Consider the following 18663-nt stretch of genomic DNA (forward strand, 5'->3'; position numbering starts at 1 on the left):
CCGCCGCTCAGCCCACCGGCACGCCGTCGAGCGCGGCGGCGACCGCGGCCTCGACGTGCAGCCGGGTGGTGGGGAAGACCGGGACGGGGCTGTCCCCGGCGCCGACCAGCAGCTCGATCTCGGTGCAGCCGAGGACCACGCCCTCGGCCCCGGCCGCGACGAGCCGGTCGATGACCTGCCGGTACACCCGGCGGGACTCCTCCCGAACGATCCCGAGGCAGAGCTCCTCGTAGACGACCCGGTGCACCGCGGCCCGGTCGTCGGCACCGGGCACCAGGACCCGCAGGCCGTGCCGGGTGAGCCGGTCGCGGTAGAACGCCTGCTCCATGGTGAAGGCCGTGCCGAGCAGCCCCACCGTGGACAGCGAGGCGGCGTGCACGGCGGCAGCGGTGGCGTCGGCCAGGTGCAGCAGCGGGATGCCCACGGCCGCCTGCACCTGGTCGGCCACCCGGTGCATGGTGTTGGTGCACAGCACCAGCAGCTCGGCGCCCGCCGCCTCCAGCCGGGTCGCCTCCCCGGCCAGCAGCCGCCCGGCGCGGTCCCAGTCCCCGGCGACCTGGAGCTGCTCGACCTCGGCGAAGTCCACCGAGCTGAGGACCAGCCGGGCGGAGTGCAGACCGCCGAGCCGGTCGCGCACGAGCTCGTTGGCGAGCCGGTAGTACTCGGCGGTCGACTCCCAGCTCATCCCGCCGAGCATCCCGATCACCCGCTGCCGGGCTGCCGGCGGGCCGGGGGCGGTGTCGCGGGCGGTGGTGGTCACGAGGGCTCCTCCGGCATCCGGGTGGGGGTCGCGGCTCCGACGTCCCCACGGGACCCCGGGCGGCCGGGTCGATCGTCGCGGACGGCGCCGCGCCGCGCCGCCACCGGGGGCCGGCCGTACCGGGGCCCGGCCACGGCGGACCACCGGTTCACCCGGTTCGCCGTCAGTCCGTCAGCTTCGAGACCCCGGTCAGCCATCGCGGCGGACGTCCGGGTCCTCGCCGAGTTCGGTCAGCGCCTCGTCGACGACCGCCCACGGGTCGGCGGCGGTCGCCGCCGCCCGGATCGCCGGTTCCCGGTCGCCGAGGCGGTGCAGGGTGGCGGCCACGGCGGCGTCGTGGAGGTCCCGGGTCAGCGGCCGGGCGGGCAACCCGATGCGCCGGCGCAGTGCCGCGGCGGCGGTCGCGGCCCGGGCCGCTACCGCCCACCGGGCCTGCTGCGCCGCCAGCGCGGCGGTCGTGTCGAGGGCGGTGGCCAGGCCTTCCAGGTTCCCGGCCCGCCGCAGGTGCTCGATCTGCTCGTGCAGGCGGCCCAGGGACGCAGCGAGGTCACCGGCGAGCAGGTCGAGGGCGGCCAGGTGCCCGACCGCCTGGGCGAGGAGGACGTCGTGGCCCATCGCGGTGGCGACCGCGGCGGCCTCGTCGAGGTCGGCCCGTGCCCCCGGGGTGTCGCCGGTCAGCGATCGCCAGACGCCGCGGTGCAGGGTCGCGTGGCCCAGCAGCCAGGCGTTGCCCTCCCGGCGGGCCGTGGCCAGGGCCGCGTCGAGGTCGTCGGCGACCCCGGAGGTCCGGCCGAGGTACAGGCGCAGGGCGCCGCGCAGCAGTCGCACCGCGGAGGCCAGCAGCGCTGTTTCCCGGTCCGAGGTGTCCCCGGCCAGGCGGAGGGCACGCTCGGCGGAGGCCAGCGCGGCGGCGTGGTCGCCGGTCTGCGTCTGCGCGTAGCAGGCGGCCAGGTGGTGCAGGAACGCCCGCTCGCGCCCCTCGAGGTCGTCCTCGGCGGCGTCGCTCGCGGCAGGCACCGCGTTCCGCAGCTCACCGACCCGGCCGGTGTAGCTCAGCCACGGCCACAGGCGCCGGGCGAGGGCGGCGAGGACCCCGACGTTCCCGCGGGCCGCCGCCCACCGGGCGGCGGCGAGCAGGTTGTCGGCCTCCCGCTGCAGCAGCGACCAGTGCCGGGGCGCGTCGTCGTGGTCGAGGACGTCGGCGGGCTCGATCAGGTCGGCGTACCAGCGGGCGTGCCGGTCGCGCAGGCGCTCGGCCTCCCCGCGCTCGCCGAGCAGGTCGACAGCGTAGGCGCGGACGACGTGCAGCATGCCCACCCGCGGGTCGTCGGTCGCATCGGCGCCCAGCAGGTTCTTCTCCAGCAACGAGGAGACCCCGTCGACGACGTCCCGGACCGTGTCGTCACCGCAGACGGCCTCGACCGCCTCCAGGGTCGCCGTGCCGGCGAACACGCTCATCCGTGCGAACAGCGCCTGCTCGGCGGGGGTGAGCAGCCGGCAGCTCCAGTCCAGGGTGGCCCGCAGCGTTCGCTGACGGGCCGGGAGGTCGTCGGCCCCGCCTCCCAGCACGTCCAGCCGCTCGGTCAGCCGGTCGGCCAGTGCAGCGGGGGAGAACAGCCGGGACCGGGCCGCGGCCAGCTCGATGGCCAGCGGCAGCCCGTCCAGCAGCCGCACGATCCCGGCGACCGCAGCGCGGTTGTCCTCGGTGAGCGCGAAGCCTGGGCGGACGTCGGCCGCCCGCTCGACGAACAGCCGTACGGCCGCCGGGGTGTCGACCTCCGCGTCCCCGTCGGGGACGGGCAGGGGCGGCACGGGGTGCTCCCGTTCGCCACGCAGCCGCAGCGCCTGCCGGCTGGTGACCAGCAGCGCCAGCCGCGGGCAGCGGCCGAGCAGGGCGGCCAGGTCCGGCCCGGCGGCACGCAGGTGCTCCATGTTGTCGGCCACCACCAGCGACCGGCGGCCGGTCAGCGCGTCGACCAGCCGGTCCAGCAGCGGGCGGGTGCCGGCCTCGGGCACGCGGAGCGCGGCGGCGAGGGCCGGCAGCACCAGGTCGGGCGAGGGGACGTCCTCCAGCGGCACGAAGGCGACCCCGTCGGGGAAGCGCCCGCCCACCACGCGGGCCACCTCCAGGGCCAGCCGGGTCTTGCCGACCCCGCCCGGTCCGGTGAGCGTCACCAGCCGCACGTCGCCGCCGAGCAGGTCGGCGACAGCGGCGATGTCGGCCTCCCGGCCCACGGTCGCCGTCAGCGGCACCGGCATCGCAGCGGGCCGGGGCCGCTGCTCGCCGGGGAGCTCGGCGGCGCGTGCGGCCGGTGCCATGAACCGCTCGCTGAGCAGGGCGGCGAGGTCGTCCTCCACGAGGGCGGCGAGCTCGGCGGGGTCGGTGAAGTGCCGGTAGGAGGCGCTGCCGTGCTCGCCGACCTCGTCGAGCATGGCCTGCAGCCGCGGCTCGACCGCCCGCGCCGGGCGCTTGAGGTAGAGCAACCGGGGCATGCCCTCGCTGAGCCGGAACTCGTCCTCCAGGCCCGAGATCGCCTCTCCGGGCGCCACCCAGCCGTAGCGCTGGTGGTAGACGCCGAGGAACACGTGGGACTGCCGGAGGTAGGCCCGGTACAGCTCGCGCGGTGGGTGCGGGCGGGCGCCGAGCTCGAACATCACCGGCGCCAGGTGCAGCCGTTCGATCGCGGCGCGCACCGCGCGCCGCTCGTCGGCGAGCTCACCGAGGGTGGAGCTGACGAAGACCCGGATCCGCTGGTCCGGCGTCCGGATGGTCTCCTCGTGCAGCGGTCCGGTCGTGGTCATCGCCGGCCCGCTCAGCGCCGCGCCGGGACGAGGTCCGCCTCGTCGAGGACCGTGGTCGGCCGGGCCGCGCCCGCGCGGCGCTCCTCCTCGAACCCGGCGTCGCCCAGCCTCCAGCGGGCGGAGCGCTCGGCCCGGTCGGCGTCGGCGCGTTGCAGCCGGTCGGCCGGCCGGTGCCGCCGCTCCCGCCAGACCTGCGCCGCGCCGAGGAACCGCGCCGCGGCGGCGTCATCCCCCCTGGCGGCGGCCACGCAGGCCAGCCCCTCCAGCGCGGCGGCGTGCCCCGGGGCGGTCTGCCACGCCCGGCCGTGGGAGAGCGCGGCGCTGTCGAGGTCGCCGCCGGCCTCGGCGACGTGCCCCAGGCCGACCAGGGCTGCGGCGGTCCACTCCGGCTCGTCCAGCCCGGCCAGCAGCTGCTGCGCGGCCGTGAACCGCTCCCGCGCGGCCGCCAGGTCGCCGCGCTCGCGGGCCAGCAGACCCTCCCCGACGGCGGCGCGGGGGTTGCCGTCCGCGCCGAGCCGGTGGGCGACCTCGTGGGACTCGGCCAACAGCGCGGCGGCCCGGTCGGGATCGCCGAGCAGCAGGGTGACGTGCCCGGCACCGGCCAGGGCGTACTGGACGGTGTTCGCGGGGCCGACGTCGCGGACGCCGGCCAGCGCACCCTCGTACATGGCCAGCGCCTCCTCGAGCCGACCGGCGCGGTGGAGGGCCATGCCGAGGTGGAACTGGATGGCCGACACCCCCCACCGGTCGCCGAGCTCCCGGAAGGCCAGCAGCGCCCGGTGCCCGACGGTGGTGGCCGCGGTCAGGTCGCCGGAGCCGGCGTGCAGCTCCAGCCGGACGAAGTCCGCCAGCGCCGCGCACCAGGCGTCGCCGTCCCGGGCGAACTGCCGGTCCGCCTGCTCGAGCAGCGCGAACGCCGCGGCCGGGTCGTCGCTGCCGATGGCCTCGACGGCGAGCAGGGTGCCCGACAGCGCGGTGCGGAACTCCTCGCCGAGCTCGGCGAACAGCGCCCGGCTCCGCGCGGCGGCGGCAGCGCACCGGGCGTTGGGGTGCACGATGCAGGCGCCGGGCCGGCCCGCGACGGCCAGGGCCTGCAGCGCCCGCGCCCGCGCCGCCGGGGAGCCGGTCGGGGCCGCATCGAGCACCGCAGCGACCCGCGGGCCGCCGTCGGGTCGGCTCGCGAAGTACCAGTACCAGCCCAGCGGGGCGACCAGCCGCAGACCGGCGTCCGGCTCCTCCCCGGCGTGCGCGGTGCACCAGGTCAGCGCGGCGTCGACGTCGTCGCGCTCGAGTGCCAGCCGTGGCAGCCACCGGGCCTGCCCGTCGCCGCGCAGCTCGGCCTCGGCCCGCTCGGCCAGGTGGGTGAGGTGAACGACGTGCGCGCGGGCCACCCGGTCGGCCTCGCCGGACTCGGTCAGCCGCTCGGCGGCGTACTCGCGGATGGTCTCCAGCAGGTGGTAGCGCGGTCCGGCGTCCCGTGCAGGAACGGCGCGGTCGACCACGACCAGGGACCGGTCGACGAGCCGGCCGAGCAGGTCCACCAGCGCGGACGGTTCCAGCGGTCGCCCGCCGGCGACGGCCTGCATCGCCTCGAGGGTCCAGCTCCCGCGGAACACCGACAGCCGTCGCAGGAGCACCCGTTCCGGGTCGGTGAGGAGCTGGTGGCTCCAGTCGACGGTGGCGCGCAGGGTCCGCTGCCGTGCCTCCGCGGTGCGCGGACCCGTCGTGAGCAGGGCGAACCGCTCGCTCATCCGCCTGGCGAGTTCCCTGACGGGTAGCGCCGCGACCCGGGCGGCGGCCAGCTCCAGGGCCAGCGGCATGCCGTCGAGGTGCCGGCAGATGTCGGCGACGGCCGCGGCGTCGACCTCGTCGCGGACGGCGAAGTCCGGCAGTGCGCCGCGTGCCCGGTCGAGGAAGAGCTGGGCGGCCACGCCGGCGGTCAGCTCGGCCGGGTCGGCGGTCGTCGGCGGGACCGGCAGCGGGTCGATCGCGTACTGGACCTCGCCGCGGGCGGCCAGCGGCTCGCGGCCGGTGGCCAGCATCCGCACGCCGGGGCAGGACTCCATCAGCCGCTCGGCCAGCAGGGCGCACGCGTCGGCGAGGTGCTCGCAGTTGTCCAGCACCAGCAGCACCGCGCGGTCGCCGAGGTGGCCGAGCAACCGGTCCTCGGCGGTCGCGGTCGCCACATCCGGCAGCTCCAGCGCGGCGAGCACCGCCGAGGGCACCTGACCGGGGTCGGTGACGCCGGCCAGCCGGGCGAAGCCGACTCCGTCGCGGAACCGTGCCGCGGCGGTGCGGGCCGCCTCCAGGGCGAGGCTGGTCTTGCCCACCCCGCCGGGACCGGTGACGGTGACCAGCCGCGCCGCCCGCAGCAGCTCGCCCACACGGTCCAGGTCCGCCTCCCGGCCGAGGAACGACGTCAGGCGTGGCGGCAACCGGCGCGTCGGCGGTGGTGACGCCGACGGTGCCGGAGCAGACATCCCGGGGACGGTCGGTGCCCGTGGGGGAGCCTGCAGGTCGGGGCGCTGCTGGAGGATCGCTTCCTGCAGCTCGCGCAGCTCCGCGCCGGGCGCGAGGCCGAGTTCGGCATCCAGGACGTCGCGGGCCCGCCGGTAGACGGCCAGCGCATCGGCCTGCCGGCCGGCTCGGTAGAGCGCCAGCATGAGGCGGGCGTGCAGCCGCTCGCGCAGCGGGTGGGCGGCGGTGAGCTCCTCGAGCTCGCCGAGGACCTCGGTGTGCCGGCCGGCGGCGAGCTCCAGGTCGACCAGCTCCTCGCGGGCGGCCAGGTGGAGCTCGCTCAGCCGGGCCGCCTCGCCCCGGGCCCAGGCGGCTCCGGCGAACTCGGCCAGCGCCGGGCCGCGCCAGGCGGCCAGCGCTCCCCGGTACCGCCGGCCGGCCGCGGCCGGATCGGTGCCGGCGGTGGTGCGGGCCGCGGTCACCTCGTCGGTGAGACGCAGCGCGTCGACCCTGTCGCGGGCGACGTCGAGCAGGTAGCCGGGCGGGCGGGTGACGACGACCGCGCTCGGCGCCCCGGCGGCGGCCAGCACCCGGCGCAGCTTGGACACCCGCACCTGCAGCGCGTTGCCCGGGTTCGCGGGCAGCGCCTCGCCCCAGAGGGCGTCGACCAGGGCCGGGACGGCGACCAGCCGACCGGCCGACAGCGCCAGCAGCGCCAGCAGCTCCCGCTCCCCGGCCCCGGGCACCGAGCGGGCCCGGCCGTCGACGACCACCTCGACCGGCCCCAGGACGCGGATCTCCATGCGGCGCCCTCCCCGGAACAGGTCCGTCTGGCGAGGCGCCGATTGTCGGCCGCGAGCAGGACCCGCACAACGGACTCGTGCCCCGTCGCAGGGGGGCGCGGTCAGCGGGTGGACAGCGTCCGGACAGCGCGCCCCGCCACCGTGGTACCAGCCCACCCGCCCCGGGGGAGACGCCATGATCACGGTGCACGTGCCGACGATGACCGCACGGCGGGACGTGCGGACGGTCAGCGCCTCGATCAGCGACGTCCCCGGCGTGCGGACCCTCCGGGCCGACCTGGCCGCCCGGACCGTGCAGGTGACCGGGCCCGCCGATCCCGCTGCGGTCACCGCGGCCGTCACCGCCGCCGGCCACGCGGTCACCCCGGCCGTCGACGGCTCCCCGCACCTGGGCCCCACACGAACAGGAGGACCTCCCGTGACCACCTTCTTCCCCACCGACACCACCGGCCTGCCCGGGGCGACCCGCCCGCAGGCCCTCGACCTCGCCGACGGCGACGAGCTGCGGCTGCGCCTCGCCCCGGTCGCCAAGCAACTGGCCGGGACGACGGTGCGGATGCTGGCCTACGACGGTTCGGTCCCCGGACCGGCGCTCCGCGTGCGGCAGGGGTCGCAGGTCGTCGTGCACGTCACCAACGACACCGACCTGGAGACGACGGTGCACTGGCACGGCCTGCGGCTGGACAACCGCTACGACGGCGTGCCGCAGCAGACCCAGGCGCCCGTCCCGCCCGGCGGCGAGTTCACCTACCGCCTGCCCTTCGTCGACGCCGGGCTGTTCTGGTACCACCCGCACGTCCGCGAGGACTACGCCCAGGAGATGGGCCTCTACGGCACGATCCTGGTCGACCCGGCCGAGCCGGACTACTGGCCCCCTGCCCACCGCGACGTCGTGCTCACCCTCGACGACGTGCTGCTCGAGGACGGCGCGATCGCCCCGTTCAGCCGCACCGAGACCGACCACGCGGCGATGGGCCGCTACGGGAACACCTTCCTCGTCGCGGGCGAGACCGACCTGGCGCTGACCGCGCGGACCGGCGAGGTGCTGCGGCTGTGGCTGGTCAACACCGCCAACAGCCGGGTGTTCCGGGTGGCCCTGCCCGGGGCGCGGATGAAGCTGGTCGGTGGCGACAACGGTCGGGTGGAGCACGAGCGGTTCGTCGACGACGTGGTCCTCGCGCCGTCCGAGCGGGCCGTGGTCGACGTGCTCGTCGACCGGCCCGGCGAGTACGCACTGGAGCACCGCACCCCCGACCACGTCCACCGGCTGGCCGCGATCACCGTCACCGACGAGGTCGCACGGCCGCCGCTGCGGCGGGAGTTCGAGCGGCTGCGGTCCGCCCCGGAGCTGGCCGCCGAGCGCCGGCAGCTCGACCGGTGGCTGGCCGCCCCGCCGGACAAGGTCCTCGCGATCGTCGCGGAGATGGACATGGACCACGGCACGGACCACGGCACGGACCACGGCATGGACCACGGCACGGACCACGGCACGGACCACGGCACGGGAGGCATGCAGGGCGACGCCGGTGACGGGATCGAGTGGGACGACCACATGGTCGAGATGAACCGGGCGATGACCTCGGCCACCATGCACTGGCGGCTGCTGGACCGCACCGCCGGCCGGAACGCACCCCCGGCCGGCTGGCGCTTCACCGTCGGCGACCGGGTGAAGATCCGGGTGGTCAACGAGCGGTACTCCGACCACCCGATGCACCACCCGTTCCACGTCCACGGCGCCGGGCGGTTCCTGGTGCTGGCCCGCGACGGGGCGACCGAACCCGACCTGGTGTGGAAGGACACCGTGCTCATCCCCACCGGGCAGACCGTCGACCTCCTGCTCGACGTCACCCACGAGGGCACGTGGATGGCCCACTGCCACATCCCCGAGCACATGCACAGCGGGATGATGTTCGACTTCACCGTGACCGCCGGGGCGACGGCATGACCGTCCGCGCCCGGCGCCGGCAGGAGCAGCTGCTGGCCTTCCCGGTGTACCCCGGCGTGACGCCGCTGGACCTGGTCGGGCCGCTCACCGTGCTGCGCAACCTGACCGGCACCGCGTACCGCACCGTCGTCGTCGGCGAGCGCGCCGACCGGCTGCCCACCGACACCGCGCTGCACGTGGTCCCGGCCGCGACGTTCGCCGACGTGCCCGCGCCGTTCGCGGTGATCGTGCCCGGCGGCGGGTCGGGCACCGTCGCGGCGATGGCCGACGACGCGCTGGTCGGCTACGTCCGCTCCGCGGCGTCGACCGCGCAGCTGGTCGGCGCGATCGGCAGCGGCGCGCTGGTCCTCGCCGCCGCCGGCCTCCTGCAGGGTCGGCGCGCGGCCGCCCACTGGGCCCACGCCGAGCAGTTGGAGAGCTGCGGCGCGACCTGGGCGCCCGAGCGGTGGGTCGAGGACGGCCGGTTCCTCACCGCCGCCGGTGGCACGGCGGGCATCGACGCGATGCTGGCCCTGCTGGCCCGGCTGAGGAACCGCTCGGCCGCCCAGCTCGCCCAGCTGTTCATCGAGTACGACCCGGAGCCGCCGTTCGGGCCCCTCGGGCCGGACCGCGGTGATCCCGACCTGGCCGGGCTGCTCCGCACCCCGCGCCGGCGCACCCGCACCGACCACCCGGCACAGCAGAGGTGAGCGCCGTGACCACCGACGGATCCGGCGAGAAGACCATCGCCGTCGTCCTCTACCCGGGGCTGACCGCCCTGGACCTGGTGGGACCGCTGCAGGTGCTCACCGAGCTGGAGCGCTTCACCCCGCAGTACCGCGCCGTGGTCGTCGGTGCCCACACCGGGCCGATGACCACCGATCTGCCCCTCTCCCTGGTGGCCGATCGGGCCTTCGCCGAGGTGCCGCACCCCGACGTGCTCGTCGTCCCCGGTGGACGGGTCGGCACCATCCGCGCCATGAGGGACCCCGGGGTGCGCGCCTACGTGCGCGGCGCGGCCGCCTCGGCCGAGGTGGTGGGCTCGGTCTGCACCGGTTCGCTCATCCTCGGCGCGGTCGGCCTGCTGACCGGCCGCCAGGCCACCACCAACTGGTTCTTCGCCGGGGTGCTGGAGCGGCTCGGGGCCACCTACCGCCGGCAGCGGTGGGTCGAGGACGGCGACGTCACCACGTCCGCCGGGGTGTCGGCCGGCATCGACTGGGCGCTGCACCTGGTCGCCCGCCTGACCGACGAGGCCACCGCCCGTCGGGTGCAGCAGGCGCTGGACTACGACCCGCGGCCGCCGTTCGGCGGCATCGACTGGGCCCACCTCCCCGCGCTCCCGCTGGCCGTGCGCGGCGCGATCAGCCTGCTGGCACCGGCGATCGCGGCCGGACCCGCGCGGATGAGCCGGGCCGGCGCCTGACGGCCCCAGCAGGGGCAAGCGGACCGACAGCGTCGCGACAGGCACCCCGACCACCGTGGGGAGGTCCCACCAGCACGCCCCCGGCAGGAGAGAAGGCAGCGATGAGCCGCACCGAGACCCCCGCCCGCCGCGGGACGGCCCCGCCCGCCGGCCCACCGGACCGGCCGGCCGCCGCCGCCACCGGCGACCCCTCCGTGCTCGCCTGGTTCGGCGGCATCCGCGGGCTCGTCGACGGCGGCCTGCCGTCGCTGGTGTTCGTCGCGGTGCACGCCGCGGCGAGTGCGCAGAGCACTCGGCCGGCCGCCCTGGCCGCGGCGAGCGGCGCCGCCGCCGCGACCGCCCTGGGCATCGTCGTCCTGCGGCTGGCCGGCAGGGAGACGCTGCGCCAGGCCCTCGGCGGGTTGGCCGGGCTCACCGTCGCCGTGCTGTTCGCCGCCACCTCCGGCGAGGCGCGCGGGTTCTTCCTGCCCGGCATCCTCGTCGACGCCGCCTACGGGGCCGTCTTCGCCGGCTCGGCCGTGCTCGGTCACCCCCTGGTCGGCACTCTCTACGGCCTGCTCCACCGGCGCCGCGACTGGCGCGACGACCCGCGCCTGCGCCGGCTGTTCGTCGTGGCCACCTTCGGCTGGGCGGGCCTGTTCGCCGTCCGCGCCGGGGTGCAGGCGGTCCTGTACCGCGAGGACCTGCCGGGCCTGCTCGCCGTCAGCAAGCTGCTGCTGGGCTGGCCGCTGACCTTCGCCGCCGTCGTGCTCACGCTGGCCGCCGTCCGCCGCGCCACCCGCGACGCGGTGAGGGACATCCGGCCGACCGCCACCGGGAAGGGTCCTCGTCCCGGGCCGGCCGGCCTCAGGTCGGGCGCCGGTCGACTCCCGCACCGGACGGGCGGAAGGTCTCTGCGGCCGGGGACCTCCGGCCCCCTCGGCCGGGTCCGGGGGCGGACCACCGTGGGGCGCGGAGGGCGATGCGCCCTCCCTCCACTCAGGGGTGTGACCTTCGATGATGTTCTGGACCGGCCACGACCTCAGCGCCTGGGGTTGGGTGGTGATGTCGGTGAGCACCGTCCTGTTCCTGGGCCTGCTCATCCTCGGCGGCGTCCTGCTCCTCCGGTCGCTGAACCGGCCGTCGGACGCCGGTGCCGCTCCCGTGCGGCCCACGGCGCAGCAGCTGCTCGACGAGCGGTTCGCCCGCGGGGAGATCGACGAGGAGGAGTACCGGCGGCGATCGGCGATGCTGGCGGACCCCCACCGGAACACCCCCGCCGGATGACCTGACCTCCCGCTGGGCCGCCGGCCCTGCGCCGGAGCCGGCCTCGGGCTGACGGGTGGGACGACGGCCTCCCCGGCGCACCGGTGAGCCCGTCGTACCGTCAGGGAGGAGGAGGTGGTCGTGCCCCGACCGTGGACGGCGCTGCTGGTGCTGGCCGCCGTCTTCGCCGTGCACGGCCTGCAGTGCACCGCGGCCGCCGACGGCCACGCGGCGCACGCGGCAGCCGACCTCTCCGCGGCCGCCCACGGCGAGGTGGCCTCCGCCGGGCTCGTCGTCACCGCGGCCCTGCCGGTGAGTGCTCATGCCCTGGCCGGTCACGGCGTCCTCGAGTCGGCCCCGCACGCACCGCCCGGGCGGCACCCGTGGGCGCCGCCCGAGTCCGCCGGCCACCTCTGGACGCTGTGCCTGGCGGTGCTCGCCGCCGGGCTCGCCGTCCTGCTCGCCGTCGTGGCACCGCACCTGGTGCGCCTGGCCTCACCCGCGCCGGCGTCCGCCCGCTCGCGGTCCGGGTCACCGCCGCCGCCGCGCCCCCCGGATCTCTCCGCGCTCTGCCTCCTGCGGATCTAGGCCGACCGCCCGACCGCCCCGCCCCGGCATCCGCCGGCCCCGGCGGCGGTGCGCGCACGCCCTCGATCGACCCCAGTCAGGAGACGCACGACCATGACCCGCACCACCGCACGCCTCGGCGGCCTGGCCGCCGCCCTCGTCGCCGGCACCCTGCTGCTCGCCGGCTGCGGCGACGACGCCCCCGACGCCGTGCACGACGGCCCGATGATGGGCAGCAGCGACGCCTCGGACGGTGCGGGGAGCACCGTCGACGACACGGACGTCGCCTTCGTCCGCGACATGATCCCGCACCACCAGCAGGCCATCCAGATGGCCCGGCTGGCCGAGGACCAGGCCGAGGACCCCCGCGTCCGCGACCTCGCCGCCCGCATCGAGGCAGCCCAGCAGCCGGAGATCGAGCAGATGTCCGGCTGGCTCGACGAGTGGGACGTCGGCATGGGTCACGTGGACGGCGGGATGGACGGCCCGGACGGTGACACGGGCAGCGGCGACACGGGCAGCGGCATGGGCGGGACGATGTCCGGGCAGGACATGCACGCGCTGATGACCGCCACCGGTGGCGAGTTCGACCGGCTGTTCCTGGAGCAGATGATCGAGCACCACGTCGGTGCGGTGCGGATGGCCGAGACCGTGATCGCCGACGGCCGGGACCCGGACGTCGGCGCGCTCGCCGAGGCCATCCGGGATGCGCAGACCGCGGAGATCGCCCAGATGCAGCAGCTGCTCACCGAGCTCGGCGGCTGACCCGGATCGGCGGGACGGGCTTCCCGGCCCGTCCCGCCGATTCCCCCTGCACCTCCACCGCCGCCGGTCACGGCAGCACCGTGCCGGCCACCGCGCAGCAGCAGCCAGTGCCCGGCGGAGCGCCGGCATCTCCCGGGGTCCGGCGACCGGCGGAGTGGTCGGCTCGTGCGGCCAGGGCGGTGTCTTCCTGCTCGCGGCCCCGGACCGAACGGCCCTGACCCCCGGCCGCTGGGTCGGCGCACCGTGGCGCATGGCCACTCCTCCGCGCGCGGACCGGCGAGCAATCCTCCTGCGCACGTTCGTCCGCCCCTGCGCCGGTGGACCCGCGACCGGGCACCCGGAGCCGGCGGGGGCGCTCCGGTGAGTGCCCCTGCCGGCTCCGAGCCGCTGCTGGAGGCGGTCCTGAACCTGGCCCGCTCCCACGAGCAGCACGAGCGCTTCTACGCCTCCGCCCCGCTGGAGAGCGCGCTGCGGCTGCAGCGGCACGCCCGGACCCTGCTGGCGCTGGCCGATCGCTGGGCCACCGTCGAGGTCTCCGGGCACCGGGGGGTGAGCCCGTTCGAGGGCGCCGAGGACCTCAACAGCGAGGCCGCGACCGCCCTCGACGGCGTGCTCTTCCTGGAGGGGGAGGGCCGCCCGCCCGAGATCACCGCGGTGATCGGGGAGCTGCGCGCCCTGGCCGGGACCTTCGCCGGCTGCGGCGAGTGGCTGGCGGACGCGATGGCGGCCTCGTGGCAGATGGCCGCGTCCATGCTGCGGTTCGACGGGATGGCCGACGTGATGGGCGAGCGGCACCGGATCATCAGCAACGACTGGCTGGCCGCGCACATGCAGTCGCTGGTCGCGACCCTGCTGGCCCGCGCCGCCGACATGCTCGAGCACGTCGAGCTCACCCCCGCCGCGCTGCGTGCCGACCTGGCCGGACCCCGGGTGACACCCCGCCGGCTGTACGCCGCGGCCGAGGTCGTCGCTCGGGCCGCCGACCTGTGCTGCGAGTCCGCCGAGCTGGTGCACGACAACACGCGCCGGTGGCGGGTCACCCGGGAGCGCACCGAGCAGCTGCTGCAGGCGCTGACCGGCGACACGAGCCGGGCCCCCGCCCCCGCCGCCGCGCCGGGGGGCGACGGGGGAGCGGGAGCCGAGGCAGGCGGTGCCCCGCGATCCGGGGCGGCCGCCGCCCGCGGGACCCGCGCCGCGGCCGACCGGACGGCGACGCGCGGGTGAGCCCGGACGCGGCCCCCCGGACCCTCCCGGGTCAGGAGCGGGCGAGGGTCGTGAACCGGCGCAGCCGCAGGCTGTTGCTCACCACGAAGACCGAGGAGAAGGCCATCGCGGCGCCGGCGATCATCGGGTTGAGCAGGCCGGCGGCGGCCAGCGGCAGGGCGGCGACGTTGTAGGCGAAGGCCCAGAACAGGTTGCCCTTGATGGTGGCCAGCGTGCGCCGGGAGAGCCGGATCGCGTCCGCGGCGGCCCGGAGGTCCCCGCGCACCAGGGTCAGGTCGGAGGCCTCGATGGCCACGTCCGAGCCGGTGCCCATGCTCAGGCCGAGGTCGGCCTGGGCGAGGGCGGCGGCGTCGTTGACCCCGTCCCCGACCATCGCGACGACCCGGCCCTCGGCCTGGAGCCGGCGGACGACGTCCACCTTGTCGGCCGGCAGCACCTCGGCGATCACGTCGCCGGGGTCGATGCCGACCTCGGCGGCCACCGCGGCGGCGGCGCGGGCGTTGTCGCCGGTGAGCAGCACCGGGCGCAGCCCCAGCTCGCGGAAGCGGGTGATCGCCTCGGCGGAGGTGGGCTTGACGGTGTCGGCGACGACCACGACGCCGCGGACGGCGCCGTCCCGGCCGACCCACACCGCCGTCCGGCCCTGCTCCTCCGCGGCGGCGGCCGCGGCGAGCAGGTCCTGCGGCGCCGCCAGCGCCCACTCCTCGGCCAGCCAGGCCCGGCGGCCGACGACGACGGCCGACCCGTCGACGACGCCGGAGACCCCGCGCCCCTCGGCGCTGGCGAACCCCTCCACCGCGGGCAGGTCGCCGAGCCGGTCCCGGGCGCCGGCCGCGACCGCCTGTGCGATCGGGTGCTCGGAGGCGTCCTCCAGCGCACCCGCCACCCGCAGCACCGCAGCGGCGTCCTCGCCCGCGGCGGGGACGACGTCGACCAGGCTCATGCGGCCGGTGGTGACCGTGCCGGTCTTGTCGAGCACGACCGTGTCGACCCGGCGGGTGCTCTCGAGCACCTCCGGGCCCTTGATGAGGATGCCCAGCTGGGCGCCGCGACCGGTGCCGACCATCAGCGCGGTCGGCGTGGCCAGCCCCAGGGCGCACGGGCAGGCGATGATCAGCACCGCCACGGCGGCGGTGAAGGCCGCCTCGGCCGGCGCGCCGTTGCCCAGCCAGAAGCCCAGCGTGGCGAACGCCAGGGCGATGACGATCGGGACGAAGACGGCCGACACCCGGTCGGCGAGCCGCTGCACGGCGGCCTTGCCGTTCTGCGCGTCCTCCACCAGGCGGGCCATCTGGGCCAGCTGGGTGTCGGCGCCGACGCGGGTGGCGCGGACGACCAGCCGGCCGCCGGCGTTCACGGTGGCGCCGACGACGGCGTCGCCGGGGCCGACCTCGACCGGCACCGATTCGCCGGTGAGCAGCGAGGCGTCCACGGCGGAGGTGCCGGTGACCACGACGCCGTCGGTGGCCAGCTTCTCGCCGGGCCGGACGACGAACTCGTCGCCCGCGGCCAGCTGCTCGACCGGGATCCGGGTCTCGACCCCGTTCCGCAGCACGGCGACGTCCTTGGCGCCCATCTCCAGCAGCGCCCGCAGGGCCGCGCCGGAGCGGCGCTTGGCACGGGCCTCGAAGTACCGACCGGCGAGGATGAACGTGGTGACCGCGGCGGCCACCTCGAGGTAGATCTCGGCCGCCCCGTGGCTGTCGGTGGGCAGCAGGGTGAACGGCATCGTCATGCCGGTCACCCCGGCGCCGCCGAGGAACAGCGCGTACAGCGACCAGCCGAACGCGGCCAGCACCCCGAGGGAGATGAGGGTGTCCATCGTGGCCGCGCCGTGCCGCAGGTTGGTCCAGGCGGCCCGGTGGAACGGCCACGCGCCCCAGGTCACCACGGGGGCCGCGAGGGTGAGGGTGAGCCACTGCCAGTGGTCGAACTGCAGCGCGGGCACCATCGCCAGCGCGATCACCGGCACGGTGAGCACGGTGCTGGCCACCAGCCGGTGGCGCCACGGTTGGAGGACCCTGTCCTCCTCACCCCTCGCAGGCTCGGGGGGAGCCTCGGGACGGGGCCGGGCGGGCTCGACCAGTGCCGCGGTGTACCCGGTGGCCTCGACGGTGGCGATGAGGTCCTCCACCGCGACGTCCTCGGCGATCGTGGCCCTCGCCTTCTCGGTGGCGAAGTTGACCGTGGCGCTCACGCCGTCCATCCGGTTGAGCTTCTTCTCGATCCGCGCCTGGCAGGACGCGCAGGTCATCCCGCCGATGGCCAGTTCGACGGTGCGCCCCTGCACGGGGGCGGCGGAGCCCGACGGGACCGTCGGGGTGGGGGTGCTCACGGAGTTCTCCTCTTCGCGCAAGGCCGAGCCGGGCTCGGTGCGGGGTCAGTCCTGGTGGGGGGTGTCCGGGTGCGGGGCGTGCTCCTGCGGGGTGTCCTGGTGGGCCGGGTCGCCGGCCGCCGCGGCCGGTGCGGCGGCGCCCACGGCGACGGTGAACTCCGCGGTGCGGACCTGCCCGTCGTGGGAGAAGTCGAGGAACAGCCGGTAGACCCCGTCGGTCGGGAAGGTCGTGGCGAACCGCACCGACGGCCCGCCGGTGTCGCCGGCGTGCGCCTCCTCGTGCGGGTGGTTGTGCAGGTAGGCCAGGTCGCCGGTGCGCAGCGAGACCAGGTGCCCGAAGGCGCCCAGGTAGGCCTCCAGGTCGGCGACCGGACGGCCGTCCCGGCTGACGGTGAAGGTCAGCTGCGACTCCCCGCCGGGGACGGGCGTGCCGTCGAGGCGCACCTCGTAGCCGTCCACCGTCGCGGTGGCCGCCGGTGCCGGCAGCGGCGCCGGCGCGTACTCCCCGGCCACGGCCACGTCGGTGCCCAGCGTCAGGCCCTCGCCGAGCGCGGTGGGGACGAAGTCGGCGAACACCCGGTAGGTCCCGCCCGCGTCGAGGTCGAGCGGCACGCTCCAGGTGCCGTCGCCGTCGCGGACCGGGTGCACGTGCTGGAAGCCGGCCAGGTCCCGGCGGACCACGATCAGGTGCATCTCCTTCTCGTGCTCCTCGGTGAACTCCCGCACCGGGGCGCCGTCGGCCCCGGTGATCGTGAAGGTGAAGGGCACCGCGTCCCCGGCCGGGAGCGTGCCCGCCGCCGGGGTCAGGGTGTAGCCGCGCTCCGAGACGGCCAGCCCCGCCGGCAGCGCCTCCGCACCGGGGTCGTGGGTGTCCTCGCCGCTGCCGTGACCGGCCACGTCGGCCTCCTGGTGCTCGGCGGCGGCCGGGGCCGCCACGGGATCGGTGATCGGGTCGACCGCGCCGCCGGTCGCGAACGCCGCGGCGAAGGCCACGGCCAGGCCGCCGGCGTAGGCGCCGAGCTTCACGGGGGTGCGGGAGAGGGTCACCGGGTGCCCCCCGTGACCTCGTAGCCGGCCTCGTCGACGGCGGCCCGGACGGCGTCGGCGTCCAGCGGCGCCGCGCTGGTGACGGTTGCCGTCGAGTCGCCGCCGGGCACCAGGTCGACCGCGACGTCGGTGACGCCGGGCAGCGCACCGAGTTCGGCGGTGACGGCGGAGACGCAGTGGCCGCAGGTCATGCCGGTCACGGTGTAGCGGGCGGTGGTGCTCATCGGAACTCCTCCTGTCTGCGAGTAGGTACCCCCAGGGGGTACCCGTCCTGGCGGTGCGAACATACCACTAGGGGGTATCCACGCCAAGCGGGGGCCGGACGCGGGCGCGGGGCCGGCGGCGGGCCGGTCGCCGCCGCCGGGCCGGACCGCGGCAGGCGGGTGCCTCGCCGACCGAGCCGGTCAGCGTGCCGCGTAGGAGCCGAGCTCCAGGTCGTCCAGCAGGGCGGGGCCGGCCGGCCGCCAGCCCAGCTCGGCCCGGGCCTTCCTGCCGGTGGCGTGCTGGTCCAGCAGGAAGGGCCCGGCGAGCGCGCCCAGGCGGGCCGCGGTGTCCTCCGCCGAGCTGGGCGCCACCCGGCCGCTGCCGCCGGCCCCACGATCGGCGGCCGCGCCGATCTGCCGCACGGTCGGGTTCTCACCGCCCACGCCGAGGTAGTAGGAGCCGGCCGCGGCGCGCACGAGGGCGAGGGCGTAGAGCCGACCCAGGTCGTCGGTGTGCACCGTCGTCCACCGCTGCGCGCCGCTGCCGGGTAGCAGCAGGGCGCCGTCCGCGGTCCGGGGACCGGAGCGGATCACACCCGGGAGGCCACGGCCGCGGCCGTGGACGATGCCGGGTGCGATGACCACGCTGCGGATCCGGTCGGCGGCCGCCGCCCGGACGCGGGCGTCCAGCGGCAGCCGCCACGCCGGCAGCGCGGCCGGGTCGAACGGGGTGTCCTCGTCCAGCGGACCGCTGCCGTAGGTCCACACGCCGCTGGTGTGCACGTAGGGCTTGCCGGTGCCGGCCAGTGCGCCGAGGACGGCGTCCAGCACACCGGGGTCCGCCGCCGCGGTGGAGGCGGTGTGCACGACGCCGTCCGCGCCGCGGGCCGCGGCGGCCAGCACCTCGAGGTCGGTCACGTCGCCGCGGACGACGGCGGCGCCGGCCGCCTGCAGGGCCGCGGCCGAGCTGTCGCTGCGGGCCAGCGCCGACACGTGGTGCCCGTCGGTGAGCAGGGCGGCCAGGACGCCGGACCCGATCAGGCCGGTGCCGCCGGTCAGGAAGACGTGCACGGGGGAACTCCTCCAGGGGATGGGTGGCCCACCC

The 18663-nt window shown here is 76.8% G+C and carries 14 protein-coding genes; 7 read left to right on the forward strand and 7 right to left on the reverse strand.

From position 1 onward, the window contains the following. Nucleotides 1-7: 7 nt before the first annotated feature. The 3 genes from ACI8AC_RS03560 to ACI8AC_RS03570 all read right to left on the reverse strand — a co-directional run bounded on the left by ACI8AC_RS03560 (nt 8) and on the right by ACI8AC_RS03570 (nt 6822). Nucleotides 8-760 (reverse strand): aspartate/glutamate racemase family protein, encoded by a 753-nt coding sequence (locus ACI8AC_RS03560; protein WP_456895252.1) that lies wholly within the window; start codon nt 758-760, stop codon nt 8-10. Between the two features lie 189 nt (nt 761-949). Continuing rightward, on the reverse strand, nt 950-3562 hold the full coding sequence (locus tag ACI8AC_RS03565; protein WP_456895254.1) for an ATP-binding protein: 2613 nt from the start codon (nt 3560-3562) through the stop codon (nt 950-952). A gap of 11 nt (nt 3563-3573) precedes the next feature. Beyond that, complete coding sequence (locus tag ACI8AC_RS03570; protein ID WP_456895256.1) at nt 3574-6822, reverse strand: AfsR/SARP family transcriptional regulator; 3249 nt, start codon at nt 6820-6822, stop codon at nt 3574-3576. Nucleotides 6823-6997: 175 nt separating this feature from the next. Here ACI8AC_RS03570 and ACI8AC_RS03575 point away from each other — a divergent pair, with 175 nt between their 5' ends. The 7 genes from ACI8AC_RS03575 (at nt 6998) to ACI8AC_RS03605 (ending at nt 13973) form a co-directional block, all read left to right on the forward strand. Beyond that, complete coding sequence (locus ACI8AC_RS03575) at nt 6998-8767, forward strand: multicopper oxidase domain-containing protein (protein WP_456895258.1); 1770 nt, start codon at nt 6998-7000, stop codon at nt 8765-8767. Beyond that, nucleotides 8764-9456 (forward strand): DJ-1/PfpI family protein, encoded by a 693-nt coding sequence (locus ACI8AC_RS03580; RefSeq protein ID WP_456895260.1) that lies wholly within the window; start codon nt 8764-8766, stop codon nt 9454-9456. Before ACI8AC_RS03575 ends, ACI8AC_RS03580 begins: the two co-directional genes overlap by 4 nt. 5 nt (nt 9457-9461) lie before the next feature. Beyond that, a complete protein-coding gene (locus ACI8AC_RS03585) occupies nt 9462-10172 on the forward strand; it encodes a DJ-1/PfpI family protein (RefSeq protein ID WP_456895262.1) in 711 nt (236 codons plus the stop codon). Nucleotides 10173-10273: 101 nt separating this feature from the next. Beyond that, on the forward strand, nt 10274-11443 hold the full coding sequence (locus tag ACI8AC_RS03590; RefSeq protein ID WP_456895264.1) for a DUF3159 domain-containing protein: 1170 nt from the start codon (nt 10274-10276) through the stop codon (nt 11441-11443). Nucleotides 11444-11558: 115 nt separating this feature from the next. Beyond that, the gene (locus ACI8AC_RS03595) at nt 11559-12005 is read left to right on the forward strand and encodes a hypothetical protein (protein ID WP_456895266.1); all 447 of its coding nucleotides are present in this window, start codon (nt 11559-11561) and stop codon (nt 12003-12005) included. 93 nt (nt 12006-12098) lie between these two features. Next, a complete protein-coding gene (locus ACI8AC_RS03600; RefSeq protein ID WP_456895268.1) occupies nt 12099-12749 on the forward strand; it encodes a DUF305 domain-containing protein in 651 nt (216 codons plus the stop codon). 360 nt (nt 12750-13109) lie between these two features. Beyond that, nucleotides 13110-13973, forward strand: a complete 864-nt coding sequence (locus ACI8AC_RS03605) for a hypothetical protein (RefSeq protein WP_456895270.1) — start codon at nt 13110-13112, stop codon at nt 13971-13973. Nucleotides 13974-14004: 31 nt separating this feature from the next. On the opposite strand, the gene ACI8AC_RS03610 is transcribed toward ACI8AC_RS03605, so the two are convergent. From ACI8AC_RS03610 to ACI8AC_RS03625, 4 genes are all read right to left on the reverse strand, one after another. After that, nucleotides 14005-16308, reverse strand: coding sequence for a heavy metal translocating P-type ATPase (locus ACI8AC_RS03610; RefSeq protein ID WP_456895272.1), 2304 nt, complete (start codon nt 16306-16308; stop codon nt 14005-14007). 45 nt (nt 16309-16353) lie between these two features. Next, complete coding sequence (locus ACI8AC_RS03615) at nt 16354-17355, reverse strand: hypothetical protein (RefSeq protein WP_456895274.1); 1002 nt, start codon at nt 17353-17355, stop codon at nt 16354-16356. Then, the gene (locus tag ACI8AC_RS03620) at nt 17352-17579 is read right to left on the reverse strand and encodes a heavy-metal-associated domain-containing protein (RefSeq protein ID WP_456895276.1); all 228 of its coding nucleotides are present in this window, start codon (nt 17577-17579) and stop codon (nt 17352-17354) included. The genes ACI8AC_RS03615 and ACI8AC_RS03620 overlap by 4 nt, the downstream gene beginning before the upstream one ends. A 180-nt stretch (nt 17580-17759) precedes the next feature. Further along, on the reverse strand, nt 17760-18629 hold the full coding sequence (locus ACI8AC_RS03625) for an NAD(P)H-binding protein (RefSeq protein WP_456895278.1): 870 nt from the start codon (nt 18627-18629) through the stop codon (nt 17760-17762). Between the last annotated feature and the right edge of the window lie 34 nt (nt 18630-18663).

The organism is Geodermatophilus sp. SYSU D00758, from assembly GCF_054049955.1.